The sequence below is a fragment of the Paenibacillus sp. FSL K6-3182 genome, from assembly GCF_037976325.1.
Taxonomy (GTDB): Bacteria; Bacillota; Bacilli; order Paenibacillales; family Paenibacillaceae; genus Pristimantibacillus.
The window spans coordinates 4,014,507-4,038,663 of sequence record NZ_CP150265.1; the positions used below are offsets into that span (position 1 = coordinate 4,014,507).

27 protein-coding genes are annotated in these 24,157 nt (G+C 43.8%); all 27 read right to left on the bottom strand.

Annotated elements, in window-relative coordinates; genetic code table 11:
- Positions 1 to 48: 48 nt before the first annotated feature.
- On the bottom strand, positions 49 to 1,542 hold the full coding sequence (locus MHH56_RS17660; protein WP_339202850.1) for an AAA family ATPase: 1,494 nt from the start codon (positions 1,540 to 1,542) through the stop codon (positions 49 to 51).
- A gap of 1 nt (position 1,543) precedes the next feature.
- On the bottom strand, positions 1,544 to 2,074 hold the full coding sequence (locus MHH56_RS17665) for a hypothetical protein (RefSeq protein WP_339202852.1): 531 nt from the start codon (positions 2,072 to 2,074) through the stop codon (positions 1,544 to 1,546).
- Between the two features lie 114 nt (positions 2,075 to 2,188).
- Entirely contained in the window at positions 2,189 to 2,686 is a 498-nt protein-coding gene (locus tag MHH56_RS17670) for a DUF5590 domain-containing protein (protein WP_339202853.1), read from the bottom strand.
- Positions 2,687 to 2,718: 32 nt separating this feature from the next.
- A complete protein-coding gene (locus MHH56_RS17675; RefSeq protein WP_339209642.1) occupies positions 2,719 to 3,981 on the bottom strand; it encodes an amidohydrolase in 1,263 nt (420 codons plus the stop codon).
- A gap of 19 nt (positions 3,982 to 4,000) precedes the next feature.
- Complete coding sequence (locus MHH56_RS17680; protein WP_076265706.1) at positions 4,001 to 4,657, bottom strand: redox-sensing transcriptional repressor Rex; 657 nt, start codon at positions 4,655 to 4,657, stop codon at positions 4,001 to 4,003.
- A complete protein-coding gene (gene dinG / locus MHH56_RS17685; protein WP_339202854.1) occupies positions 4,654 to 7,560 on the bottom strand; it encodes an ATP-dependent DNA helicase DinG in 2,907 nt (968 codons plus the stop codon). The genes MHH56_RS17680 and dinG overlap by 4 nt, the downstream gene beginning before the upstream one ends.
- Positions 7,561 to 7,576: 16 nt before the next feature.
- Positions 7,577 to 8,335 carry a hypothetical protein gene (locus MHH56_RS17690; RefSeq protein ID WP_339202855.1) on the bottom strand — a complete coding sequence of 253 codons (759 nt, stop codon included), beginning with the start codon at positions 8,333 to 8,335 and terminating at the stop codon, positions 7,577 to 7,579.
- 77 nt (positions 8,336 to 8,412) lie between these two features.
- Positions 8,413 to 8,796 (bottom strand): aspartate 1-decarboxylase, encoded by a 384-nt coding sequence (panD, locus tag MHH56_RS17695; RefSeq protein ID WP_339202856.1) that lies wholly within the window; start codon positions 8,794 to 8,796, stop codon positions 8,413 to 8,415.
- Positions 8,723 to 9,673, bottom strand: coding sequence for a pantoate--beta-alanine ligase (gene panC, locus MHH56_RS17700; protein ID WP_339202857.1), 951 nt, complete (start codon positions 9,671 to 9,673; stop codon positions 8,723 to 8,725). The genes panD and panC overlap by 74 nt, the downstream gene beginning before the upstream one ends.
- Complete coding sequence (gene panB, locus MHH56_RS17705) at positions 9,670 to 10,581, bottom strand: 3-methyl-2-oxobutanoate hydroxymethyltransferase (protein WP_339202859.1); 912 nt, start codon at positions 10,579 to 10,581, stop codon at positions 9,670 to 9,672. The genes panC and panB overlap by 4 nt, the downstream gene beginning before the upstream one ends.
- A gap of 255 nt (positions 10,582 to 10,836) precedes the next feature.
- Positions 10,837 to 11,811: a biotin--[acetyl-CoA-carboxylase] ligase gene (locus MHH56_RS17710; protein ID WP_339202860.1), complete on the bottom strand. Its 975-nt coding sequence runs from the start codon at positions 11,809 to 11,811 to the stop codon at positions 10,837 to 10,839.
- A gap of 52 nt (positions 11,812 to 11,863) precedes the next feature.
- On the bottom strand, positions 11,864 to 13,141 hold the full coding sequence (locus MHH56_RS17715) for a CCA tRNA nucleotidyltransferase (protein WP_339202862.1): 1,278 nt from the start codon (positions 13,139 to 13,141) through the stop codon (positions 11,864 to 11,866).
- Between the two features lie 30 nt (positions 13,142 to 13,171).
- Positions 13,172 to 14,338 carry an N-acetyl-alpha-D-glucosaminyl L-malate synthase BshA gene (gene bshA / locus MHH56_RS17720; RefSeq protein ID WP_339202863.1) on the bottom strand — a complete coding sequence of 389 codons (1,167 nt, stop codon included), beginning with the start codon at positions 14,336 to 14,338 and terminating at the stop codon, positions 13,172 to 13,174.
- A 64-nt stretch (positions 14,339 to 14,402) separates the two neighbouring features.
- On the bottom strand, positions 14,403 to 15,098 hold the full coding sequence (gene bshB1, locus MHH56_RS17725) for a bacillithiol biosynthesis deacetylase BshB1 (RefSeq protein ID WP_339202864.1): 696 nt from the start codon (positions 15,096 to 15,098) through the stop codon (positions 14,403 to 14,405).
- Entirely contained in the window at positions 15,098 to 15,517 is a 420-nt protein-coding gene (locus MHH56_RS17730; RefSeq protein WP_339202866.1) for a methylglyoxal synthase, read from the bottom strand. The genes bshB1 and MHH56_RS17730 overlap by 1 nt, the downstream gene beginning before the upstream one ends.
- A 29-nt stretch (positions 15,518 to 15,546) precedes the next feature.
- Entirely contained in the window at positions 15,547 to 16,353 is an 807-nt protein-coding gene (gene dapB, locus MHH56_RS17735) for a 4-hydroxy-tetrahydrodipicolinate reductase (protein WP_339202867.1), read from the bottom strand.
- A gap of 5 nt (positions 16,354 to 16,358) precedes the next feature.
- On the bottom strand, positions 16,359 to 16,901 hold the full coding sequence (locus tag MHH56_RS17740; protein ID WP_076265696.1) for a tetratricopeptide repeat protein: 543 nt from the start codon (positions 16,899 to 16,901) through the stop codon (positions 16,359 to 16,361).
- Positions 16,902 to 16,955: 54 nt separating this feature from the next.
- Complete coding sequence (locus tag MHH56_RS17745) at positions 16,956 to 17,291, bottom strand: nucleotide pyrophosphohydrolase (protein ID WP_076265695.1); 336 nt, start codon at positions 17,289 to 17,291, stop codon at positions 16,956 to 16,958.
- Positions 17,292 to 17,534: 243 nt separating this feature from the next.
- On the bottom strand, positions 17,535 to 18,404 hold the full coding sequence (locus MHH56_RS17750) for a sporulation protein YpjB (protein ID WP_339202869.1): 870 nt from the start codon (positions 18,402 to 18,404) through the stop codon (positions 17,535 to 17,537).
- Positions 18,405 to 18,446: 42 nt separating this feature from the next.
- A complete protein-coding gene (locus MHH56_RS17755; protein ID WP_339209643.1) occupies positions 18,447 to 19,079 on the bottom strand; it encodes a DUF1405 domain-containing protein in 633 nt (210 codons plus the stop codon).
- A gap of 90 nt (positions 19,080 to 19,169) precedes the next feature.
- Complete coding sequence (locus MHH56_RS17760; protein ID WP_076265692.1) at positions 19,170 to 20,039, bottom strand: menaquinol-cytochrome c reductase cytochrome b/c subunit; 870 nt, start codon at positions 20,037 to 20,039, stop codon at positions 19,170 to 19,172.
- An 18-nt stretch (positions 20,040 to 20,057) separates the two neighbouring features.
- Positions 20,058 to 20,729: a cytochrome b6 gene (locus tag MHH56_RS17765; RefSeq protein ID WP_053376377.1), complete on the bottom strand. Its 672-nt coding sequence runs from the start codon at positions 20,727 to 20,729 to the stop codon at positions 20,058 to 20,060.
- 16 nt (positions 20,730 to 20,745) lie between these two features.
- Positions 20,746 to 21,279: a ubiquinol-cytochrome c reductase iron-sulfur subunit gene (locus MHH56_RS17770; protein ID WP_339202870.1), complete on the bottom strand. Its 534-nt coding sequence runs from the start codon at positions 21,277 to 21,279 to the stop codon at positions 20,746 to 20,748.
- A gap of 241 nt (positions 21,280 to 21,520) precedes the next feature.
- Positions 21,521 to 21,943 carry a DUF2487 family protein gene (locus MHH56_RS17775; RefSeq protein ID WP_339202872.1) on the bottom strand — a complete coding sequence of 141 codons (423 nt, stop codon included), beginning with the start codon at positions 21,941 to 21,943 and terminating at the stop codon, positions 21,521 to 21,523.
- 196 nt (positions 21,944 to 22,139) lie between these two features.
- Positions 22,140 to 22,322: an IDEAL domain-containing protein gene (locus tag MHH56_RS17780; protein ID WP_339202873.1), complete on the bottom strand. Its 183-nt coding sequence runs from the start codon at positions 22,320 to 22,322 to the stop codon at positions 22,140 to 22,142.
- Positions 22,323 to 22,344: 22 nt separating this feature from the next.
- Entirely contained in the window at positions 22,345 to 22,851 is a 507-nt protein-coding gene (locus MHH56_RS17785; RefSeq protein WP_339202874.1) for a gamma carbonic anhydrase family protein, read from the bottom strand.
- Between the two features lie 106 nt (positions 22,852 to 22,957).
- On the bottom strand, positions 22,958 to 24,133 hold the full coding sequence (locus tag MHH56_RS17790) for a hypothetical protein (protein ID WP_339202876.1): 1,176 nt from the start codon (positions 24,131 to 24,133) through the stop codon (positions 22,958 to 22,960).
- Between the last annotated feature and the right edge of the window lie 24 nt (positions 24,134 to 24,157).

Sequence of the window (24,157 nt, forward strand, 5' to 3'; positions counted from 1 at the left end):
AGAAGGCGGACGACAACTCCGCCTTCAAATTGTAATATTGTAAACGCTTCATGCTGCTGTATTGGAAGAAAAGAGCTTTCTAAACTCATCTCCGCTCAATGTTTCCTCACGCAGAAGCGTCTGAAGAGACTTGATAAACACTTCTCTATTCGACTCAAGCAGACCTTTTGTTTGCAGCATCAGCTCATCCAAAATGGTTCGATTGATGCTTGCCCATCCATCTTTTGTCATCATCGAAGAATCAATAATGCCAAGATCAGTCAATCCCGATTCCACTAATGTTTTGACTATATTCATCGATTGTTCGAAGTCACCTCTTGATCCAGTGCTCCGATCACCATAGAACATTTCTTCAGCAGCAGCTCCGCCTAGCGCAATCATAATTTGACCGTTAAGGAACTGTTTTGTGTACAAATATTGATCCTGCTGCGGATTGTGACGAACATAACCTAACGCTTGACCGCGCGGAGACAATGCAACCTGTGACACGCTGCCTGGACGCATCAGTTCAGCCATAATTGCATGTCCAAGCTCATGAAGCGCAATCCGTTCACGCTCTTCTTTTGATGCCTCACGATCCGTTTTTTCACCCATCATAACCTTATCAATAGCCATCGATAAATGTTGTTCAGCGATGGTTTCACTGCTCTCACGCATCGCATAAATCGCCGCTTCATTCATGACGCTCTCCAGCTGCGCACCGGAGAAACCAAAAGATTCACTTGCAATACGTTCTAAGTTCACTCCTGGGCGGATAGGTTTATTTTTCGCATGGATGTTCAAAATATGCAATCTGCCCTTTTTATCAGGAAGCTCAACACCGATGTGCCTGTCAAATCGGCCTGGACGGAGCAATGCGCTATCGAGCATTTCCTTACGGTTAGTAGCTGCAATTAACAAAATACGCGGTGATTCATTTGCATAAATACCATCCATCTCGGTTAAAAGCTGATTCAAGGTTTGATCATACTCGCGCTGCTGACCCCCATCTCTTTTGCCGCCAATGACTTCAATCTCATCAATAAAAATAACAGCGCTGCTTTTTTTCGCTTTATTCGCTTTTGTACGCGCCTCTTTGAATAGGTCGCGAATACGTCCTGCGCCTACACCCACATACATTTCAACAAACTCACTGCCGGATGCAGCCAAATAAATCGAATCTGTATATTGAGCAGCTGCCTTAGCAAGCAGCGTCTTTCCTGTTCCTGGCGGGCCTGACAGCAAGATGCCTTTTAGCGGCCGAATGCCAAGCTTAGCAATTTGTTCTTGATGAACGAGAAAATCAAGTGCCTCTACAAGCTCCTGCTTGGCACGCTCCTGACCTCCAATTTCCTCAAAGGTGAGTGGTGTCATTTTCTCTTCAGAACGCCGCTTCTGGCTAGACAAAGCGGTCAGCTTGCCTCTACCTCGTGCTGCATAAACTACGGCAAAGCCTAACATGCCCAGCAATACGATGGGAACAACATTTTGTCCAATATATATAAAAAAAGCAATAATTACAGGAAGTAAGCCTATAGCAATTTCTTTACCATATTTCATCATATTACCATGCCTCCAATTGGTTTGGCGTGCGTGGCAGGACGATATATTTCACCGCTTCATTATTTTTAATCGTAATATACACATTCGTATCATCCATTTCAGTCGTCACGGTGACATCTTTCATGGATTTTGCAGCTTCTTTCATCGCATCTGGAATATGAGAGTAGGTTTTGCGCTCCATCGCCTCTGCAACTTCAAACATGGAAGCATACCACAGATCTTCAAGCTGCTTATTCGATTTTTCTTCTATATTAAGCTCAAGCTTACGGTCGCCAACTACATCTTTTCCGTTAGCCGCAATACTTTCATAGATGTCCCGGAGATTCGCATCCGGCGTTAATTCAAGAGAAATAGCTACTTTATTTCGATCCATAACTGGTTTTTCTGAAGAAACAATACCTTGAATGCCTTTTGTAACTTTCTCTAATGGAGCTGCTACAGCCACTTGATTATATACAGCCCAGCCTCCGAACAAAACGGAAGCGGAAATTGCAGCAGTAATCACGATTGGTATCACACGTGGTCTCATCATTATGAAAATCCCTCCTGCAATAAATTTATGAACAATCCGTATATCAACTCCGCTATACGAAAGTATATCATGAAATTATGCAAGAATCGTCCATCAATAAAAGGAAACGGAGCCTTATGGCCCCGTTTTTGCTGGTAACGTATAAGAATCAATAAATGCACCATCATCAAAACGGTAGAAATCATATCGGTAATGATCAGGCTTTTCACCGTCATTATAATAGATCTCCCACACCGTTTTGTCATCAAGCAGACCCGGCTGAATTCTCTTTATTTCTGCCAATGGTCTCTTGCTGATGAAATCTTCTTTGAGTGACTTCTCAGAAATGCCTTCCGTCGCTTTCATGATAACTGGTTGTTGCTTCTCAGTCAGCCATACATATACATGTTCATCCTGTTGATTAATGCCTTCAACGACCCAACTGTTTTTTTGCCATATATGATGATGTACCTTTTCTATCTCCGTAAGATCAGCTGCTTTAGTCGCTTGTTGCTTCGCCGCATTAATTGCTGTCCACTCAGGCGACTGAACTTCACGGAAATAGATAAAAGAAACGGTTAGAAGCAGCAAGAGGAATGCTGTAATTAACAATAACCATCGCTTAAGTGTCATAAACGGCTTTCGTTTCCTTGCTGTTGCTCGCATTAAGCTTGCAGCAAGCGATCAAAGCTCGCTTGTGCCTCGTAACGAATTTTCTCCTCATCAAGCCAAGTGCATTCGCCGTTTTTCAATACTTGTCTTCCATCAATCCATACATGCCGCACATCGCGGCCTGAACCTGAGTAGACCAAATGTGATACGATATCCGTCTGAGGGTAGAAATGCGGCTGTTCAATATCAATAGCGATGAAATCTGCCTTCATGCCTACTTTTAGACTACCAAGGCTCTTCTCTTGCCAAATGGATTTTGCCCCATTCACTGTACCAAGCTTCAATGCTTCCAAAGCAGGGATAGCTGTAGGATCTCCAGATACACCCTTGTGAAGCAAAGCTGCAAATCGAATTTCCTCAAATAAATCAAGATTGTTGTTGCTTGCCACACTATCTGTTCCAAGCGATACCGTAACACCTGCGCGAATCAAATCAGGAACGCGTGCAATGCCGCTAGCAAGCTTAAGATTACTTACAGGATTATGTGAAACCGCAACTCCTTTAGCAGCAAGCAGCTCGATCTCAGCATCATTCAGATGTACAGCATGTGCTACAAGTGCAGGACGTGAGAAAAAGCCTAACCGATCCAAATGCTCAACCGGACGAAGTCCATAATCACGCACGTTTTGCTCAACTTCCGCTATCGTTTCCGACATATGCGTGTGCAAAGGCAAATCAAAATCATGAGCTGCTTGTACAAAACGTTCTATATACGCTGGTGGACATGTATAAGGCGCGTGTGGAGAAATCATCGTGGTTATGCGTCCATCGGCTTTCCCGTTCCAATCACGAGCGAAAGCAATTGCTTCAGCAAGCTTTGCTTCTTGTACATCGGGAGGACATAGTCCGATAACACCTCTGGTCAAAACTCCTCGGATCCCGCTTTGCTCAACCATTTGAGCAACTTGATCCATACGATCATACATATCAACAAAGGCTGTTGTACCTGATTTCAGCATTTCAACGATCGCTAGAGCACTTCCTGCACGTGTATCTTGATCAACATATTTGCCTTCCATTGGCCACATTTTCTGTTCCAGCCAAACCTGCAAATTTTGATCATCGGAATATCCGCGAAGCAAGCTCATCGCCGCATGTCCGTGAGTATTAATAAGTCCTGGCATAAAAGCCAGCTTGCTGCCGTCTATTTTTTGCACCGTATCAGAAAGCTGTTCAGGAACAGCCGTACCTATATAACTAATCCGATCATCGGATACAACCATATGTCCTCTAAATGATGGATTTTCGTCATCCATCGTTATAAACAAACCATTTTCAATCCAAATCTGACTCATCCTGCGTCTCTCCCTCTTTGGCTAAATAATAGGCTAAGCTAAGCAATTCCCTTGTGAAATCAGCATTATGTATTCGCATTTCATCCGGTACTCGTAGAATAGCAGGGGCAAAATTCAATATTCCTTCTATGCCTGCTTCGACAAATTGATTAGCTACATTTTGTGCTTCAAATGCTGGAACGGTAATGATGCCGATCCGAATATTTTGCTCTGCAACCGTTGCAGCAAGCTCACTCATCGGCATGACAATCAAATTATTAATGCTCGTTCCGATTTTGCTCGGATGTACATCGAACACGGCGGTAATCTGCATATTATCCTTGGAGTATTTATTGTAATTGCATAGGGCATGACCTAGATTGCCCGCTCCAACCAACGCAACCTTTATCGTCTGATCAACCTTCAAAATTTGACGTATCTTCTCAATTAAATATACAACATCGTAGCCTACGCCTTTCCGTCCAAACTCTCCGAAATAAGCGAGATCTTTACGAATTTGAGCAGGATTTAAATCAAGCTTAGTGCCTAAATCCTGCGAAGAAATGGTCTGAATCTCACGATTAAGCATTTCATTTAGTACTTGCAAATAAACGGGAAGCCTTCTGACGACAGCCTCCGATATTTTCGTTTGCTTCATCGTTTTTCCTCCTCTTCGCTAGACACAGCTTTATTTTCCTGCGGCAATGCTGCATTTTCATCCGTTAACCATTCTCTCATTCGCACTACCATTTGATCCATATGCATCGTTTCGATTTTTGGTCCTGGCAGTGAATATAAGAAGTGTTTACCGTAGTAAGTGTCGATTACCCTAGTATCATATATGATTACGATCCCTTTGTCTTGTGAAGTCCTTACTAGACGGCCAAAGCCTTGTTTAAAGCGAATAACGGCTTGGGGAATCGACAATTTCATAAAAGGATTTTGTTTCTGCCGCTGCAGCATCTCGGCTTTTGCTTCCACTAAGGGATGGTTAGGCGGTTGGAATGGCAAACGAACGATGGCAAGGCAAATCAGAGCTTCTCCGGGTATATCTACACCTTCCCAGAAGCTGCTCGTGCCAAGTAAAACGGACTCTGGCGTTTGACGGAAACGTCTTGTAAGCTTCGTGCGATTCCCGCTGTCTATTCCTTGTCCGAGCACTTGAATACCTGCAACGCTTAAAAGCTCTTTAAGCGGCTCGTAGACCTGCCTCAGCATGCGATAGGACGTAAACAGCACTAGCATTCTGCCCTTCGTTTCCTTTGCAGCATCAGAAAGCGATTTTACAAGCATATCCAAATAGGTGTCATCTACAGCTGCTCCCTTGAGTACTGGGAAGTTGCGTGGAATGACAACTAATGCCTGCTCCCGGTAATTAAACGGAGAAGGCAATTGAACGGTTTTAAGCCTGCCCTGCTGTTCGTATCCAGTTAACCCAAGCTGCTCCTCCGCGTATTGAAAAGATTTTTGCACAGATAACGTTGCAGAGGTTAATACGATACTTTCTTTGACATCAAAAAAATATTTTTGCAGCTGAGCGCTTACATCTACTGGGACACCGTATAGCTGCACAGATCTGTAGCGGTATACGCTGCTTGCTTCAATCCAAAACACAGAGTCCGCAAGCTCTAAGGTGATAAACGTTCTAAGCTCATCCTTAAGTCGAGACAAATCACGTACCGCGCCATTTAAATCCGTTATTATCGCTTGAACACCGGAATCGTCAACACGGTCTTTAATATCGGTAACCATTTTATCGACGGTTCGAATGACTCGGTTAAGTTCAGTGTGGATATTTCCTTCAACCGTAACACCGTCCTCCCAGCCTGCTGGAAGCTCGTTTTTCTTAAGGCGGCATACCGACTGACCATTCTCAGTTGGTCCATCCGATGAAGTTGAAGTAAAGCTATAAAACATTTCAAACAGCTTATCCCAGTGCTCCTTAATTTCTTGGAAAATAGGAATAACGGTATCAATCGTCTCTAACCAGGAAGCTTGATGTGCGTCATCCTCATACATTAGCTTCTGGCGAAGCCCAGGCAATAATCCAGAGCGCGCATCTTTATAAAGCCGAAGAACAGCCTGCGTCAAAGAGAAGTAGTTAATTTGCATACCTAGATGCTTGCCGGCAACCTCTTCCACATGATGTGCTTCATCAATAATGAGATGAGTATAGGAAGGCAATAAACGATGATCAGCTTGAACATCAGTAAATAACATGGAATGATTTGTTATCGTAACATCAGCAATGTTTGCTTCATGCTTCGCGCGATGATAAAAACATCTTTTGAACCAAGGACAAGCTCGATTTAGGCATGAATCCGTATCGCTCGCTACTGTAGACCAAAACTCAGCACCCTTGTTGCCGAAGTTAAGCTCCTCCTGATCGCCAGTTTCCGTTTCTCCAAGCCATACGACCATTTGAGCAGCTGTAACCGTATCCTCAATCGGCGATACAAGATCTTTTGTGTTGATTTTACCTTCAAATTTGCGCAAGCATAAATAATTCCCTCTGCCTTTAAAGATCGAAGCTCTAAACTCAAATGGCAGTATTTCCTCAAGCAATGGCAAATCGCGTTGACGAAGCTGCTCCTGCAAATTGATTGTATGCGTACTAACGACAACTTTTTTGCCGTTCTGAATGCCATAATAAAGCGCAGGAATTAAATAACCAAGTGACTTTCCTGTTCCTGTCCCTGCTTCTATAAGTAAATGCTGATTCTGATTTAGAGCGCTGTATACCTCTTGAAACATGGCTACCTGCGCTTCTCTTTCCTCATAATTCTCGAATTTCTGTTCGAAGCGTTGTCTTACTTCAGCTAAATAATTGTCAAATGAAACATCCGTTAATGGCAGCACACTTGTGCCGCCTGAACGCGGAGGCTGTTCATCGCTCCATTCGCGAACCTTCAATGCAAATTGATTAAAATAGTCATATTCATTCGATTCGAATACAGTACTATATTCCATCTGCTGCCCAGTATGCTTAATAAACCAGCTCAAATCGCTGCCGTCATCTACAAGCGTGGAAAGCCGCTGCAAAGTAAGCAGCGGCAATTTGCGAAGCTTTTTTACCGTTTCAATTAGTAATAGCGCAGTTGCATTTGCATCGCTGTCCGCGCGGTGATGTTGATCATGCGGTATTCCAAAGAGCTCAGAAACAGCTCCAAGCTGATACGTATTAATTGTAGGATATAAAATTCGTAATAATTCAATGGTATCCAGCCTGCGTCCTGCAAAAGGGCGCCGACCGCATCGTGCTAATGCTTGGTTTAAAAAACCGGCGTCAAAGCCAACGTTATGAGCGACCAAAACGGCATCATCCAATAATGGAACTAACCCTGCAATAACCTCTTTGAGAGTTGGGGCATCCGCAACGACCGTTTCATCTATGCCTGTTAATTGTGTAATGAAGGCCGGTATCGGGATATTAGGTCGAACAAAGGAGCTATACGTATCGATAATTTCAAGCTCCTCTGAAACGATGACTAGCCCAACCTGCAAAATATCATCATCCGAGCTGTGTCCCGTCGTTTCTAAATCCAATACTGCAAATTTCATTTATTCCCCGATCCTCTCACAAACAGCACAGCTCCGTGCTTCCGAAATATAACGATAAGTGCTTGGGTGTTTCTTGACATGATTTCAAATTGTTTAACGGATCCTTGAAGCTGGGACAGACCTCATAAGCTTTCATAAATAATTGTTCTGCTTGTGCCAAATTCATTTGCACCGCTTGAATGCATCCTAGCGCATTATAGCCCATTGCAAGCCATTTGGGGAAGTCCGTCAATACAATCAGCAATTGAAAATGCCGCTGAGCTTCACTCCAGTTCTGGAGGTGCATCTGAGTCATGCCCAAAAACAGTCTAGCCAAATTACATTCCGGCGATTGTAAAATAGCCGCTTGAAATTGCACTGCTGCTTGCGAAAACATAAATAGCTTGTAGTAGCCCTGTCCTTTGGAGATGACCGCAGCAAGCTCGTCCGAGATTTCAAAATCTGAAGCTGGACTGCTGACTGCGATACTTACAGGTACACTTGATTGAACCGCCCCTTCTGGGGATTGTTCCTGAACTTGCGATACTGCTGCTTGATCGCCTTGCTGCTCCTTGAACTCAGAAAACTTCTCTTCAAATTCAAGCCATTGTTCAATAAATGTGTCACTTACTTTTTTGAGCTCAAGCATTTGCTGTTCGAACTGCTGCTTTTCACTTGCACCTGCACCATCGTACTGTTCAATAATTTGATCAAGCATTTCGTTCATGGATGAAAACATATGCTGGAACATACCGCATCCCGCCTTCGCCAAAGAATTAAGGAGTGTTATGTTCATTTTTTGTTTCAACGCCGCTTTTCATACAGCATCCCATTCGTTACATAATACAGGGATTAACGTAGTGAAAGATCAAATTACAGGATTGTTGCGTGCAGCTCTTCGTTTAAAATGGTCAAGGGACGATTGTTCGCATCCAAAATCGTTACAATCGGTTTGTGTACTTTAGCATCAGCGTCAGTCATCATCGCATAAGAAATGATAATCACCTGGTCACCTGGCTGAACTTGTCTAGCGGCTGCGCCATTCAAGCAAATTACGCCAGATCCGCGTTCACCTGTTATGACATAAGTCTCAAAGCGAGCACCATTATTATTGTTAACGATTTGAACCTTTTCATTTTCCCATATGTTAGCTGCATCCATCAAATCTTCATCTATTGTAATGCTACCGACATAATTCAGGTTCGCTTCCGTTACTGTTGCCCGGTGCAACTTGGATTTCATCATCGTTCTGAACATGCTGGTTCACCTCCGCTATCTGTAATATCCGATTATCTATAAGCCTTGTTGCGCCAAACTTAACTGCTAATGCCAAAATTAGCGGTTGCTGAATCGTATTTAATAAAACTTTTGCATCCAGCACCTGCAGGGATGGATAGTGAAGCAGCTCCACATAATCAATTACAGCTTCACTCGCTTTCACCAATTGCAGCTTAACTTTAGCCTCCAGCCGCTCAGCGGTCATATCAGGCTCATTCATCCAGTCAGAAGCCTGCTGCAGCGTTTTGGACAATACGACTGCCTGCTCACGCTGCTCCGCATTAAGAAAAACGTTTCTTGAGCTTAAAGCAAGACCATCCGGTTCACGAACGATTGGACTTGGCACAATTTCCACTGGAAAATTAAGATCTCCAACCATTTGCTGAATGACAGCAACCTGCTGAGCATCCTTCATGCCAAAATAAGCACGATCAGGAGCAACCAAATGAAACAGCTTGCTAACTACCGTTCCCACTCCGTCAAAATGTCCAGGTCTGGAAGCGCCGCATAAACGATCCGTTACCTGATTGACAATGACCATTGTCAGCGGCTTATTCGGATACATTTCTTGAACGGAAGGAATAAACACGATGTCGATCCCGCATTCTTCTGCAAGCGCAAAATCACGCTTCTCATCTCGTGGATACCGATCCAAATCTTCATTAGGTCCAAATTGTAGTGGATTAACAAATATGCTAAGCACAGCGGTATCATTTTCGGCATGTGCTTGGCGCATTAAGGAAGCGTGACCTTCATGCAAATAACCCATAGTTGGCACAAAACCAATGCTTTTATTTTCCTTGCGAACAGCAGTTAACTGCTGCTTTAGCTCAGCTTTCGTGCGGCAAATGATCATTTCAATTTGACCTCCTTATTCGCGAGGTCCTTATTTTCAGTTATGTTAAGATTGCTGCTCTCAGAGGAGCCGCCATACAAAGAAGGAATATGGGCTGGTTGTGCATTAAACACATGCTCTTCTTCAGGAAACTGGCCTGTTTTCACATCGTCTACATAAGATTGAATCGCATTTCTAATGGTTGTTCCAATATCTGCATAGGTTTTTACGAATTTTTTCTCAAAATAAGGAGATGAATATTGCAAAATATCATGATATACAAGCACTTGGCCATCGCAGCCGCGTCCTGCACCAATTCCGATAATCGGAATGGAAAGCATTTCGCTGATCATTGTAGCGATTGGTTCAGTTACTAGTTCAAGAACGATACTAAAAGCACCTGCTTCTTCCAGCGCCTTCGCATCTTTCACTAGCTGCTCCACTTCGGCATCTAATTTACCTTGCACTTTGTACCCGCCAAGCTGATGAACCGATTGTGGCGTCAGGCCGATATGTCCCATAACAGGGATGCCTGCTTTGACAAGCGCGGATACATCAGCTGCAATTTCAACGCCACCCTCCAGCTTTACAGCCTGAGCACCGCCTTCTTGCATAATTTTCGCAGCATTGCGCAGTGTTGCTTCACGTCCAATACCATAAGTCATAAAGGGCATATCAGCAACGATAAACGTTTGCTGCGCACCCCTAGCAACTGATCTTGTATGATAAACAATGTCATCAATGGTTACCGGGATGGTAGTCTCATATCCAAGTACAACGTTCCCGAGTGAATCTCCAACCAAAATGACATCAATTCCAGCTTCTTCAGCAAGCTTGGCTGAAGGATAATCGTAAGCTGTCAAAACGGAAATCGCATTGCGGTCCTGCTTCATCTTCTTCATTTTTGTAATCGTCAGTCGTTTCCTCATCAGCTTTCATCCTCCCGTTCAATGATAGGATAAACACAAAAAAACCTTTTAGCCGCTGCCAAAAAGGTCCCCAAACTGAAAAGGAAACGTTTGCTTGTTGTGCTTCCTTCTGTCTCGGTCCCTACGGCTCAGAGCAGAGTGTGCATTCCCAACCATTTACATCGTATTTTTATCATCAGTGCAGCTTCCTTAGAATACCGCCTGATGACTTTAGTTTACCAAACTTTCTTCATTACGTAAACGACTAGTAATGCGTTATAAAGGTTCGCCCATCTCTGCAGAGAAAACAGGCTTAATGGAGCCGTCCTCCAGTTGAATGCGAATAGCGCCGCTCTCTTCTAATCCAATCGGAATTCCAACCAATTCGCCTTGTGGTGTTGTAAGGCGCACCGTTTTGCCCAAAGATACGGACAAAGCTTCCCATAACGTTACAATCGGGCTAAAGCCTTGCTCCTGATAGAGGAAATACAACTGCTCCCATTCCTTCAGAAAATCAGCAATAACTTCTTCTCTTGACCATTTCTGCTGGCCGCTGATGCGAAGTGATGTTGCTTTCTCCAGCAATTCCGCTGGGTAATCAGCTTCTTCTAGATTTACGCTAATGCCTATCCCTGCAATAACATATCGAAGTCTTTCGTCTTCTGCTGCTGATTCAAGCAAAATACCGCTAATTTTTTTACCTTCAATTAGCAAATCATTTGGCCATTTAATTCCAATTGGCAGCCCAGTTAAACGCTTCAGGCTGCGGCATAACGCTACCGCTGTCAATAAGGTAAGCTGCGGTGCAAAATGAATCGGTACGGAAGGACGCAGCACCATGCTCATCCAAATGCCTTTGCCGCGCGGCGAGATCCATCCTCGTCCCATACGGCCGCGGCCTTTAACCTGCTGCTCAGCAACAAATAAGGTACCCTCCAAGGCGCCTTCTTCTGCTGCAGCACGTGCAAGATTTTGAGTGGATTCCACCGTTTCAAAATAATGAATATGCTGTCCAAATATGTTGCCCTGCAGCTGATTTTCAAGTTTCACTACAGACAGCATGTCCGGTATGCTTAGAAGTCGATAACCAAGACGTCTTGAAGCTTCAAATTGATAACCAGCCGCTTCAAGCTTGCGAATATGCTTCCATATCGCCGTTCTGCTGACGCCGAGCTCTTGGCTAATGTTTTCTCCCGACACATATTCACCTGGTTTGTCTATAAACAATTGAAGCAAGAGCTCCTGATTCATCTGCGCGTGCCTCCTAAAATAATGCAAAACAATCTGCTGTGAATGTTATTGTTCATCGCTCGAGCGACGCTTGCTCAAGCAAAACATTTCGTTCATTCTCAATCTCACCGAGTGCTGTTAGCAATAGTAATTTGCTTAATGTTTCACTAACCCATGGACCAGCATCTCGTTGCAAATGATTTGTTAGATCCTTGCCGGTCACTTTAAGCTGCTTAAGTGATGAAACGGTCAATAAATCACTCCAGTTCTCCAAACGTCTTAGAAACGCAGCAGTGAAGGCTAGCTCTTGCTTCTCTAGCGTTCGCATAACATGAATCCATTCGCCGCAAATCCCTTTTCCATAACGAATGACAAGGCTTAACCAGCTCGAGTGAAGCTCACGCTCATTAGTTTGCGTCGAGACAACTAGCATTTCTTTATGTATCGCTACAATTGTACTTATGGTCTTACTGCGCGTATTTGAAAATTTCAACACTTGCAGCGCCTGCTGCGCTGCCTCAACAGATAAATGCAACCCTATTGCCAGTGCCGCCCAGCGAGAATCAACAGCTGTCAGCTCATGCAAGCGAGAATAAATCGTTTGTGCTTGGTCTCCGTGTCCCATCTCTTTCAGCGATAACAATGTTTCTTCATGGAAGGACTCCTTCAAATGAAACAAAAGTCCGCTTGCGGCAACAAAATGCAGCGCTCTTTGCGGAGCAGTTCCAGCTACCATTTTATCTAGCTCGACTTGCACACGCTCCATCGCAATATAATTTAACAGCTCGCGATAACGAATGACTGCTTTCCATGTTCGGAGCGAAGGAGTGAGCCTGTAGACGCCAATAAATCTGACCGCTCTTAACATACGAAGCGCATCCTCTTGAAAACGTGCGTTCGGATCGCCGACTGAGCGAAGCCTCTTGGATTGCAAATCATAAATTCCGCCATATGGATCATAAAGCGTACCATCGCTATAAAGCGCCATCGCGTTCATCGTAAAATCACGGCGCAGCAAATCACCGTCAAGTTCGGTAATATAAAGGACACTTTCTGGCTTGCGATGATCCTCATATGCAGATTCTTGCCTAAACGTCGTCACTTCATATGTGATGTTGTCTTGTATAACCGTTATCGTGCCATGCTGCAAGCCCGTTGGTATGCATCGCTCAAACAGCTCAAGCACCTGCTCTGGACGAGCAGATGTAGCGATATCAACGTCTTTGATTGGTATATCTAAATACGTATCACGAACTGCGCCTCCCACAAAAACGGCTTCGAAATGATGCTCTCGAAGCCGCTCAATGATAGGCAATGCAGCTATGATCGGTGTTGATAATGAAAGCTGCATGTCATACACCTCTTCTTGCAGGGGAAATGATTAGCTATCGCTGCAAACAGCGATTGGCAAATCTGCCTCTATGCCGAGTACCCGATAATAGATCTGCTCATATTGTGTTGTAATTACGTCATTACAAAACTCGTTTCTTGCTCTAAACATACAAGCCTGCTTAAACTGCTCATGCAGCTTCTCATTCGTAAGCAGCCTCTCCGTATTTTTAGCCATATCTTCGACATCGCCGATCTCTGACAAAAATCCAGTTTCTCCATGGGTAACAAGCTCCGGAATACCACCAGCGTTAGAACCAATAGTTGGAACGCCGCAAGCCATTGCCTCAAGCGCAACAAGCCCGAAGCTTTCTTTCTCTGATGGAAGCAACAGCACATCTGCCATTGAAATGACTTGTGCAACATCCTCTTGCTTGCCCAGAAAATGGACACGGTCTTCAAGGCCAAGCTGGCGAATGCGGCATTGAATTTTTGAGAGCTCAGGTCCTTCACCAACTAAGAGAAGTTTCGAAGGAACCTTTTCGGAAACGCGAGCAAATATTTCAACTACATCCCCAACTCGTTTAACCGGACGGAAATTAGAAATATGCATCAAAATTTTCTCATTAGGAGCCGCATAATCAGCTCGCAAGGAAACGGCATCGCGTGGATAATAAACACGTTTATCAACAAAATTATAGGTTAAATCAATTGGTGTCGTAATATCAAGCAGTTGTCTAGTCTCTTGAATCAGATCCCTTGAAACGGCAGTTACAGCGTCGCTTTGATGGATCGCAAGACGAATTAAAGCTTTTAACGATTCATCCTGAGCCAGCACCGTTATGTCCGTGCCATGCAGCGTTGTGACCGTTTTTAAGCCATCGCCATTCATCTGCTTCGCCAAATAGGCGCAAACCGCATGAGGCACCGCATAATGGACATGAAGCAAGTCAAGCTGCTGCATTTTTGCTACCTGTGCCATCTTGCTTGCTAAAGCTAGATCATAAGGGGGGTAACGAAACACATAATAATCATTAACTTCTACCTCATGATAAAAAATATTTTTATTAAAGTGTCCTAATCGAAAAGGAATACTGTGTGTAATAAAATGAATTTCATGACCACGTTCTGCCAGTAATTTACCTAATTCGGTTGCAACTACGCCCGATCCGCCCAAGGTAGGATAACAGGTAATACCAATCTTTAATTTTCTCGCCACTGTTGTCGCACCTCCTGTGTTCGTTACGTATAACTATTGTATTACACAAGAGCTGTACGAATTGTCAAAAATATTGTATGGCGTGAGGACGCTTAATTGCGAAACCCTCTGCATATGCCCAGCCTCTTGCTTGTCCAAGCAATGAATCACGTGCTTCTACTCGTTCTATGTAATGATTCGTTAATGGCGTAGCCACTCGGTCGGAGCCTGCTGCCGCATCGAATTGTGAACGGTAAGCAAGCAGCGCGTTTCTTTTGGTTGCTTGAAAATCACTAATATCAACGGTTAACGATACTTGATCCACATCATTTATATAGTAATAAATAAGCTGTGATACCTGTACGGCAGGCAGCTCCGGCATATAGCGGCGCAGCTTGGCGTTAAACACAGCTTCTTCAATTAATCTACTGCAAGCCACATGATCGGGATGACGATCTACCCAGTAAGGGGCAAATACAACCCGCGGCTTAAAATAACGAATTTCTGCTACAATACGTTCGATTTGATCGCGTGAAGGCTCCAAACCCCGATCAGGCAAACCCAAATTAGTACGAGCATGCAGTCCAAGCACTTTGGATGCTTGATCCGCTTCTTGTTTCCTCAGCTCAACCGTTCCGTTTGAAGACATCTCTGCCATCGTTAAATCACATATGCCGACCTTATAGCCAGCTTGTATATGTTTGGCGATGGTACCGCCCATTCCAATTTCAGCATCATCCGCATGAGCGCCAAAAACGAGAATATCGAGTTCTGTCGTCATTATTCAATACCTGGTTTATATTTATGGACAAGCTCTCGCCAAGCAAAATCACCGCGTTCAAGTGCTTTAACCAGCAGTTCAGCAGACGCTACGTTAGTAGCAACCGGTATGCCTTGTACATCGCATAAACGCAGCAAAGCAATAATATCCGGCTCATGAGGTTGTGCCATTAATGGGTCGCGTAAGAAGATAATTAAATCCATTTCATTTTGGGCAACCATCGCACCGATTTGTTGATCGCCGCCGAGCGGGCCTGACATGAACCGATGAATGGACAAGTTCGTTTGTTCCATTATCCGTGTTCCCGTCGTGCCAGTAGAGTATAGCTTATGCGGTACAAATACTTTCTCATAAGCGATTACGAAATTAACGATTTCTTCCTTCTTCCGATCATGCGCAATAAATGCAATATTCAACATGCGGTTCCCCTCTCCTGCTGCCTAATAATCTAATCCATAATATGTTCAAATCCGTAAATTAAACCGCTGTATGTCATTACCTTCTTCACAGCCACGTTTACACCAGGCATATAGCCTGCGCGATCATAGGAATCATGACGAATTTTGAGCGTTTGTCCATGGCCGCCAAACACAACCTCTTGTTGAGCAAATACACCAGGAAGCCTAACGCTATGTATACGGAATCCGTTGTAATAGCCGCCGCGCGCACCTTCAATGACTTCTTCCTCATTCGGGTTGCCCTGACGGAACTCTTTACGCACTTGTGAGATCAACTCCGCTGTTTTTATGGAAGTGCCCGAAGGTGCATCCAGCTTTTGATCTCCATGATATTCTATAATTTCAACATGAGGCAAATATTTTGATGCTTCTGCAGCGAACTTCATCATCAGAATCGCTCCGATGGAGAAGTTAGGGGCGATTAAACCGCCGATTCCTTTTTCGAGGCAAAGCTCGTCCAGCTCCACGATCTGTTCAGGCGTAAAACCCGTTGTCCCCATAATAGGACGTACTCCTAAATCAATTGCCGTCTTCGTATGGCCATATGCCATCTGAGGAATGGTGAAATCAACGAGTACATCGGCTTGAGCACCTTGAAGTGCTTCCTCAAGTGTTGCACTAACTATAACTCCAGTATTAGCTTTCCCTGCAAATATACCCGCATCTACAGGACCAGCAGATGGAGCGACGGCCGCCACCAATTGAAGCGACTCGTCCTCCAGCACCATTTTTACAACTTCGCGTCCCATTCTTCCACTTGCACCAGCTACTGCCACGCGTATTTTTTGTGTCGTCAACTTTATCACCTGTTCCTTTTTCTTTTTGCATCCAATTGAAATCGCAGCATTCGCCTCTTACGATTAACGTCAGCAAAGAGCCTTCTCGCTGCCGAATGGCTGGGATCGAGCCTCATTGCTTCCCTCGCATTAATAACCGCTTTATCGTATTGGCTAAGCGATGCATACAAAACGCCAAGCGTATAAAATGCATCGAAGCTTAATGGGTCAAGCAGTGCTGCTCTCTCAAGTAACGGTGCTGCCTCATGGAGCTCAGGCGGTACTTTGGCCAGCAAAAAATTAGCCTCCGCTTGCAAAATTCCGGCTTCTACGGTTTGAAGATGATATCTATATTCCGCAAGCTCGGGCGCAAGCCTAACGGCTGATTCTGCATGCTGCTTCGCTTTTGTCCATTTACCGCTTCGTGCGCAAGATACGGCGCATGTATGATAATAGAATGCATTTTCCGGTTCAACCTCAATGGCTTTCTCAAACCAATATATCGCTTGCTCGAAATCACTATTAAAGATGAATTCATAAGCCTTTTTCATGCAGCTCTCTCCATCCATCCGCCCATCCTCCTTGTACACAGGTTGATGGTACAGCATATGTATGGAGCTTGTTTACTGTTCGGTTATTTTCTTCGTCCACCGATTCGCATCGCGAGTAGTGAATTTATGCATAACCTTATTATGCGCTTCGGTTAAATCTATATTGAGGGAATTCGCGAAGCAAGAAAGAATAAATAAAATATCACCAAGCTCCATTTCAACGGAATTATCCGCTTCATCGGCTTTTTTAGGTTTTTCGCCGTAGAAATGGTTTACTTCACGAGCAAGCTCGCCCACTTCTTCGGACATTCTAGCCATCAAAGCAAGAGGACTGAAATAACCTTCTTTAAATTGAGAAATATAATCATCAACTTCTCGCTGAATATCTGATAACGTTTTTTCCGACATCTGTACATTTCCTTTCTGTCGATAGCTATACATTCATATGTTAACTTAAAGACGCAAATAAAATCAATGTTTTTAAATTGCTTTCTTTAGATAGCAAAAAAGTCGTCTATTGCATCATTCTGCAGCAACTAATTTGGCTGCTAAAAATGAATGTGAGCAATATCGACTTTCATGTCTTTATTCTAATCATTGCTTCAAAAAAACAATGCATTTACATATCATTTAGGATATATCATCTACCCATTAGGAAATAGGCTTGACTCCAAAAGGATTTTCTTTATATTTTCTCCAGCCTGTGTATGTAAGAATGGCTGAAATAAATGCGCCTAATAAAAGTGTCCAGCGCAAAGGATTCGAAATAGGCACTGCTGCGACAACGGGAACATCCGCTTCTAATTGATTCTGATTAAACATTCGAGTGAGTGTATCCTTTAGTTCCTGCACTGATCGATTAATGCTGGCGACATTATTTTTATCTTTGCGAGATGCTTCCAGCAGTCGATTCGTATACTGAATTCGCTCCATCAACTCTGTTTCATGCTTGCTCCCGTACATCATACTGACAGCAGGTTTAATACGATCTGCATGTTTTTCCAAGCTTATCATTACAGCTCGTGCTGCTATAGCACCATCATCAGTTTGGCGCTTCCAAGCTTTTTCCACACGTGAAATATCATCCAGCATGATTTTCTCATATTGCAGCCACAAGGCGTTATTAGGCCTTGCAAGAGCATCAGCAGTTAATTTAATTCGGGCTGCCTCTACAAACCAGCTTGTCCCAAGTGAGCCTTTAATGAGCGTTTTCTCAATTGTATTGACATCTCGTTCAACAGCTTGCCACCCTTCGGCATTACCAGCTGCATATTTAAGTTCACCATCAACCAATTGCTGAAGCTGTTGGACATATTGATAAGCTGCTTGTCGATTATTTGTATAAGCCGCTTCATATAATGAGCTTGCAATATTATCCATCCGTTGAACCTGTTTACTTGGATCTGGCGTCAGCCGGGACGCAAAAGCTTGAAGACTAGCTCCGCTGCCCCAGACTAAATTAGCATAACCTATCGTCATGACGATACATACGACGAATGGAATAATAAAACGTATCTTCATGGACATCCCCCCATAATACAACTTATGAAGGGATGTCCATCGTTATACCTTCTTTCTAAAACGCCATACGAGTAATCCAGCTGCTAAACTAAAGAAAGACAAACCATAGGTAAATGCACGAACCGCATCCAAATCATCGTACAATTGATCGGCAAGGTATGGAAATATACCATATGTATAATCTACTGTGTCATTTAGAAGAAGCCATCCTGTAGCTACGATAAGCGAGACAGCACCTGCTTTCATAAATCTGAAAAAAAGCAATGCCTCAAACGCCATTCCAAGATGTGAAGCCATAAGCATATAATGCTGCCAGTTCAGCTCAGAGCCCTGCCATGCTCCCGCTACAATCATCGATACAGCCCATATGCCGTATTTGACTGAGCATACAACAGCTAAACCTTCAATGATGTAACGCAAAATTGTAACAAGGCCGTTTGAACGCTTAGGCGGGAACAAAAAATATAGCAGAGCAATCGTAAAAAACAAACTTGCTGTAGGTGAATCGGGTACAAAAACAATTTGCCATACGGGGTGGGTCTCTAGTGTTGCTGCTAATTGTGACTCGTACCAGATGTAGCCATAAACCGTTCCAAAAAAATTAACAATAAAAAGCAACCATAAAAATGGTCGGCTTAGTAAAAATTCACGGCTCCAAAAAATAGCGAGCATAATGAATCACTTCTCCTTCGCTTTATCATTAAAAAGGACTTTTATTCGAAGAAAAACCTGACCGTGTAATACGATCAGGTTTTTTTCGATGATTTATTCTGTTGCCGCTTTTTGTTTGGACAGCCAAGTCGTCAGCTGATCAATTTCTTCGGCAGATAAAGTATCAGCGAAAGCTGGCATGCCGTTACGTCCATTCGTAACTACTTCTACAAGCTGCTCTTTCGACAAAACGTCACCAACGCCAACCAAGCTAGGAACAGATCCTTGGCCTTTTAGGTCAGCTGCATGACAGCTGATACATTTTGCTTGCTCAGCAATTTTCATTGCTGGATCATTCGCATCAACAAGTGATGCTTCTACTGCTGGTTTCGTGTAGTTCGGACGCTCTTGGCCTGCTAGTGCAGCCTCACGCGCCTTCTCTTCACGCTCAATATGTTCCGGTACTTGTCCGTTAATTTCAAGCTGATGCTGGTAGTGATCCCAAGAAACAACTGTCAAGTAAACGCAAGCTACAAGTGTTAGCCCCATCAATGAAGATGCAATCGGACGACGGTAGAAGCGGCGTTCCTTGCCAGTGTCGAGGAATGGTGCTAGCAACAATGCGCCAAACATGACTCCGGGAATACCTACTGTTCCGAGCAAGATGTAATCTTGCGAAACATATGGGTATTTCAAAAATTGATACAAGAACAAAAAGTACCAGTCCGGCATCGGTATAAATGCCGCATTCGTTGGATCTGCTGGATAACCAAGTGGTGCTGGCTCAGCAATAACCCATACAAGAAAACCAACCAAAACGACACAGCCGACCATCCATTCCTTAAGCAGGAAGTTTGGAATAAACGCTTCCGATTTACCTGGAAAAGACGTGTAGTCCGGAGGAATGTTCGGATGGTTGTTTTTCTTAACACGCGAGTCGCCTACATAGACAACCTTCTCGTTCGAATTATGACCATGCGCCATAAGTATGCCTCCCTTCGCTTAAAGTGGTCCCGAAATACCTTGTTTCCGAATCATGATAAAGTGCGCTGCCAACATTGCAATCAAAGCGCCAGGTAAGAAGAATACATGGATCGCGAAGAAGCGAGTTAGTGTTTGTGCGCCTACGATATCGCCGCCGTAAAGGAATGAAGCGAGATACGGTCCGATTACCGGTACGGATTCAGCAATTTGGACACCAACTTTTGTTGCGTAGTAAGCTTTGTTATCCCAAGGAAGCAGGTAACCTGTAAAACCTAGGCCTAACATGATGAAGAAGATCAGCATTCCGACAACCCAGTTCATTTCCCTCGGCGCTTTGTAAGAACCGGTAAAAAACACTCGAAGGGTATGTAAGAACATCATAACAATAACTAAGCTTGCCCCAAAGTGGTGCATGCCTCGAACGATTTGTCCGAATGCAACCTTGTGCTGCAGGTAATCAACGCTTGCATATGCGTTGATAATATCCGGAACATAATACATCGTCAAAAACATACCGGACAAAATTTGAATAACAGTGATAAAAAACGTCAGACCGCCGAAACAATATACGAATGCGGAAAAATGATGCGCTGGGTTAACGTGCTCAGGCACTTCATGGTCAGCCACATCTCTCCACAGAGGCGTAATGTCAAGACGCTCGTCAATCCAGTTGTAAACACTTTTAAACATCTGCCATACGACCTCCTTATTTCATTCTTGTATTCGGCATTACTGGACCCAAGTACACGAAGCCGTCTTCAAGCTTCACTTCGTACTCATCCAATGGGTTCGGGGCAACTGTAATGTTTTTCCCGTCTTTCGTGTAGCGCGCATCGTGACAAGGACAATCGTATTCATTTTGACCTTTTGTGTTCCATCCGATCGTACAACCTAAGTGTTTGCAAACTGGTGAAAGTGCAAAGATCTTGCCATTTGCATCCTTCGAAATCCAAGCTGCAAGCTCTGGGTCACTTACGTACCAACCGTCGATCTGATGAATTTTAAATTTAAATTCTTGCGGTTCGTTCGTAATTTTGCTCTCTTCCACAACTTTTACGTATGTACCCTCGCCCTTTTTCTTAAGGAGTGGATCCACTGCGAAACGAACCATTGGTAATACCGCGCCGCCCATCATAAATGCAGTTGTGCCACCAAGCGTATATGACAAAAATTGACGCCGGGACATTTCTTTGCGCTGAACCGGTCGATGCGCGGTCTCGTGTTGTTCATGGTTACTCATCTTCTGTTCTAACCCCCTTTGCCAACCATATCTCGCGTCTTGCCGCAGGGCAAAAACACATGACGAACTAGGACATAACTTATAATAGCCTAGGTGCTTGGGAGCGTCAAGAATATGGCTTCATATTTGAACGTTTATCAAATTATCGTTCAATAATTTGTTATCATTTTGTCACATTTGACCTTGTCTGGCATTTGTTTTCCCCGAAATCTAACTATATTATACGACAATTTTATGAAATTCATGTAGTCTGTCCACTCCATAAACTCCGTATCGCATTAGAAACATCAGATTGCTGCGGAATCTCACCATCTAGATTCGGACCAAACCATAAATCCACTTCTGGACACTCGGCAATCAATTGATTATTTGCAGTTACTGCAATAACATAACGAAACCCGCCGCGCTTCGCCGCAGCACACCACTCATTCAAATGCTCTGAGAGACGCTCGCTGTCGGATATGTAATGCCATGCAGGATAAGTGACCACCCTCCCTTTAAAAGGGATTTCAATTAAATCCATTATGCCCCTAAGCTGCTCAAGCCATTCTGTTGCCTCATATGGCTTTGCTGCATTCGGCATTCCAGTCACAGGAAGCAGGCAAGTATCCAAATATGGACTTAATTCATCCCATTGCTCTTTCGTTATTTCACTAAATTTCATCGTTTACATTCTCACTCCTTAACATAATTGCAGCCTATATCAACATCACTGCTTCTATGTTAACTCCATTTCCCCTCATTGCCAAACCAAATGTACAGAAAAAAGCCTCCCTGTGTCAAAACGGAACAGATTCGTTCGCATTTAACTGGGAAGCTTCCTCGCTCAATCGTCATTTTAACAAAAAAGACGATATGCGTTATTTTTTTAAAGCATTTAGCTGTTTTGCGAGACGGTAAAACGTATCCTCGTCACCAGAGGCCAATGCTTTGTCAATTGCCGTATAAATTTGGTTGGTTTGAAATTTCAATACCGCTTCGTCAAGCACAAACTCTGCGGCCAAACCTAGCATGGCTTCATACGTTACTTTCATTTTGTCCATAGGATACACCTCCAAACCGGCGTTAAGAGATCCTATATTCTATTCCCTTAGTCACGTAGCTCTCCATCGTTTTTTTCATACGCAGTAAATCGTCCTCTGTTAACTCTCTTACGACTTTGGCGGGTGATCCGATAGATAGAGTATAGGATGGTATTTTTTTGTTCTCTGTAACAATCGAACCGGCTCCTATTAAAGCATATTCACCAATGTCTGCGCCGTTAAGTACGATTGCCCCCATTCCAATTAATGTGCCTCTGCCTATCGTACAGCCGTGTATTATAGCGGCATGGCCGATAGACACCTCATCAGCTAGAATCAAAGGTTGATTCACATTCAAGTGACCGACGACTCCATCTTGAATATTGCAGCTATGACCGATTTGTATAGGTGCAAGATCCCCTCGCAGTACTGCATTAAACCAAACGGTGCTTTTCTCAGCAATCGTTACGTCACCAATTATTTTTGCACCTTCAGCTATGTATACATCTTCATGAATCTTTGGCATTACGCCTTTGTATGGGATCAACATTTTTTCTTCAGTCCTCTCCAAGCGATCAAATATAACAAGCCATTTCTGTCGTATTCTTATACTGTAGCTTATATTTGATCTTACTCCAAGAGCACGATTCCCAAAATCAATGAACCACTATCGGGCCTGATTCCTCAAGGCTGACGCCAGCAACTACAGCTCGTCCTGCCTTGGTCATACGGACTACAGCCCCATAAATCGGATGCTCCCCAAGCCGAAGCAGCCCCAAATGAACCATCATAGCCATAATTCTCTGTTCCAAAATCGTATTTGCATCATCGTAAAAGTAAGGCTTAATAAACGGAACAAGAACCGTTCTGAGTGACTCAACCGTAACCCATTCCACAGCGAGGGTATTAATCCAATGCACGAGCGACAGTAAATGTGTAATTGGTCCCTTGTAAAGCTTCAACCAATATCGGTAGATTTGCTCTGCTTCACTTGAAGGCCTGCTGTTCATGCGCTCTTCACCTGGACCCGTAACTGTCAAAAGCGTCTGATTTTCATTAATATACTTTGCGTGATAACAGTAATCGTATACGAATGAGAAACGATTCGGATATTGGTTAAAATGTCTGCCATATCCAAAACGCCATGCTCCTTTTGCAGGCAGCTCCTCTTGCACGCCAAAACGATCAAGCAGCTGTAGCGTAAATCGCTTGTACATCGACCCATCAGCTGTTAGCTGGATTTCATTATGGTACGTGTAATGAAGCAGATGCGTAATATCGTCGTGAATAAGCATTTGCTCATCCCGGTAAATAGGCGGCTCATCCGTATACTGCAGATCAGCGGCAAACCTCCTCGCAAGCGTATCGCGGAAGCGCGTCTTCAAATCGTTTGGAACCTGAAAGAGATATCTGCTTGGGCCACTGAAGCCATTAAACAACCAACCGTGATGCTTGAATTTAGCTATCATTTCTCGCGGGCTAAGCTGCTTTTCGACTGCTTCTGTCTTTTTTTTGCTGCGTTTTGTTTTTTTCGGCGGGTCCAACTCCGGTTTGATGATCTCTTCTCCAAATCTGCTGTGCTGCACCCGAGCGAGCAAATCCTCTAAACTAAAGGAGTTTCTTGCTTCGAATAGCAAAGAGTTAAGGAATCGTAAATCCTCCATCTTCATGCTGCTTATTTGCGCTTCAAAAACATCATTTCGACTTACGGTAGAGAGAATGGATTGGATCAAATCGTTTTTGGAATGTCCATTGCATTCGCAACGGTAAACATCTGCAATTCTGCTAAGTTGTTGAATATCAGCGTACCCTAGCATATCCGATAAATTCATAGCTCTCTCCTTTCTACAGAAGCC

Coding starts and splice junctions, on each gene's coding strand:
- MHH56_RS17660 (WP_339202850.1), bottom strand. CDS start 1,542: ATGATGAAATATGGTAAAGAAATTGCTATAGGCTTACTTCCTGTAATT.
- MHH56_RS17665 (WP_339202852.1), bottom strand. CDS start 2,074: ATGATGAGACCACGTGTGATACCAATCGTGATTACTGCTGCAATTTCC.
- MHH56_RS17670 (WP_339202853.1), bottom strand. CDS start 2,686: ATGACACTTAAGCGATGGTTATTGTTAATTACAGCATTCCTCTTGCTG.
- MHH56_RS17675 (WP_339209642.1), bottom strand. CDS start 3,981: ATGGATGACGAAAATCCATCATTTAGAGGACATATGGTTGTATCCGAT.
- MHH56_RS17680 (WP_076265706.1), bottom strand. CDS start 4,657: ATGAAGCAAACGAAAATATCGGAGGCTGTCGTCAGAAGGCTTCCCGTT.
- dinG (WP_339202854.1), bottom strand. CDS start 7,560: ATGAAATTTGCAGTATTGGATTTAGAAACGACGGGACACAGCTCGGAT.
- MHH56_RS17690 (WP_339202855.1), bottom strand. CDS start 8,335: ATGAACATAACACTCCTTAATTCTTTGGCGAAGGCGGGATGCGGTATG.
- panD (WP_339202856.1), bottom strand. CDS start 8,796: ATGTTCAGAACGATGATGAAATCCAAGTTGCACCGGGCAACAGTAACG.
- panC (WP_339202857.1), bottom strand. CDS start 9,673: ATGATCATTTGCCGCACGAAAGCTGAGCTAAAGCAGCAGTTAACTGCT.
- panB (WP_339202859.1), bottom strand. CDS start 10,581: ATGAGGAAACGACTGACGATTACAAAAATGAAGAAGATGAAGCAGGAC.
- MHH56_RS17710 (WP_339202860.1), bottom strand. CDS start 11,811: ATGAATCAGGAGCTCTTGCTTCAATTGTTTATAGACAAACCAGGTGAA.
- MHH56_RS17715 (WP_339202862.1), bottom strand. CDS start 13,141: ATGCAGCTTTCATTATCAACACCGATCATAGCTGCATTGCCTATCATT.
- bshB1 (WP_339202864.1), bottom strand. CDS start 15,098: ATGACGACAGAACTCGATATTCTCGTTTTTGGCGCTCATGCGGATGAT.
- MHH56_RS17730 (WP_339202866.1), bottom strand. CDS start 15,517: ATGTTGAATATTGCATTTATTGCGCATGATCGGAAGAAGGAAGAAATC.
- MHH56_RS17740 (WP_076265696.1), bottom strand. CDS start 16,901: ATGGATGGAGAGAGCTGCATGAAAAAGGCTTATGAATTCATCTTTAAT.
- MHH56_RS17745 (WP_076265695.1), bottom strand. CDS start 17,291: ATGTCGGAAAAAACGTTATCAGATATTCAGCGAGAAGTTGATGATTAT.
- MHH56_RS17750 (WP_339202869.1), bottom strand. CDS start 18,404: ATGAAGATACGTTTTATTATTCCATTCGTCGTATGTATCGTCATGACG.
- MHH56_RS17760 (WP_076265692.1), bottom strand. CDS start 20,039: ATGGCGCATGGTCATAATTCGAACGAGAAGGTTGTCTATGTAGGCGAC.
- MHH56_RS17765 (WP_053376377.1), bottom strand. CDS start 20,729: ATGTTTAAAAGTGTTTACAACTGGATTGACGAGCGTCTTGACATTACG.
- MHH56_RS17770 (WP_339202870.1), bottom strand. CDS start 21,279: ATGAGTAACCATGAACAACACGAGACCGCGCATCGACCGGTTCAGCGC.
- MHH56_RS17775 (WP_339202872.1), bottom strand. CDS start 21,943: ATGAAATTTAGTGAAATAACGAAAGAGCAATGGGATGAATTAAGTCCA.
- MHH56_RS17780 (WP_339202873.1), bottom strand. CDS start 22,322: ATGGACAAAATGAAAGTAACGTATGAAGCCATGCTAGGTTTGGCCGCA.
- MHH56_RS17785 (WP_339202874.1), bottom strand. CDS start 22,851: ATGTTGATCCCATACAAAGGCGTAATGCCAAAGATTCATGAAGATGTA.
- MHH56_RS17790 (WP_339202876.1), bottom strand. CDS start 24,133: ATGAATTTATCGGATATGCTAGGGTACGCTGATATTCAACAACTTAGC.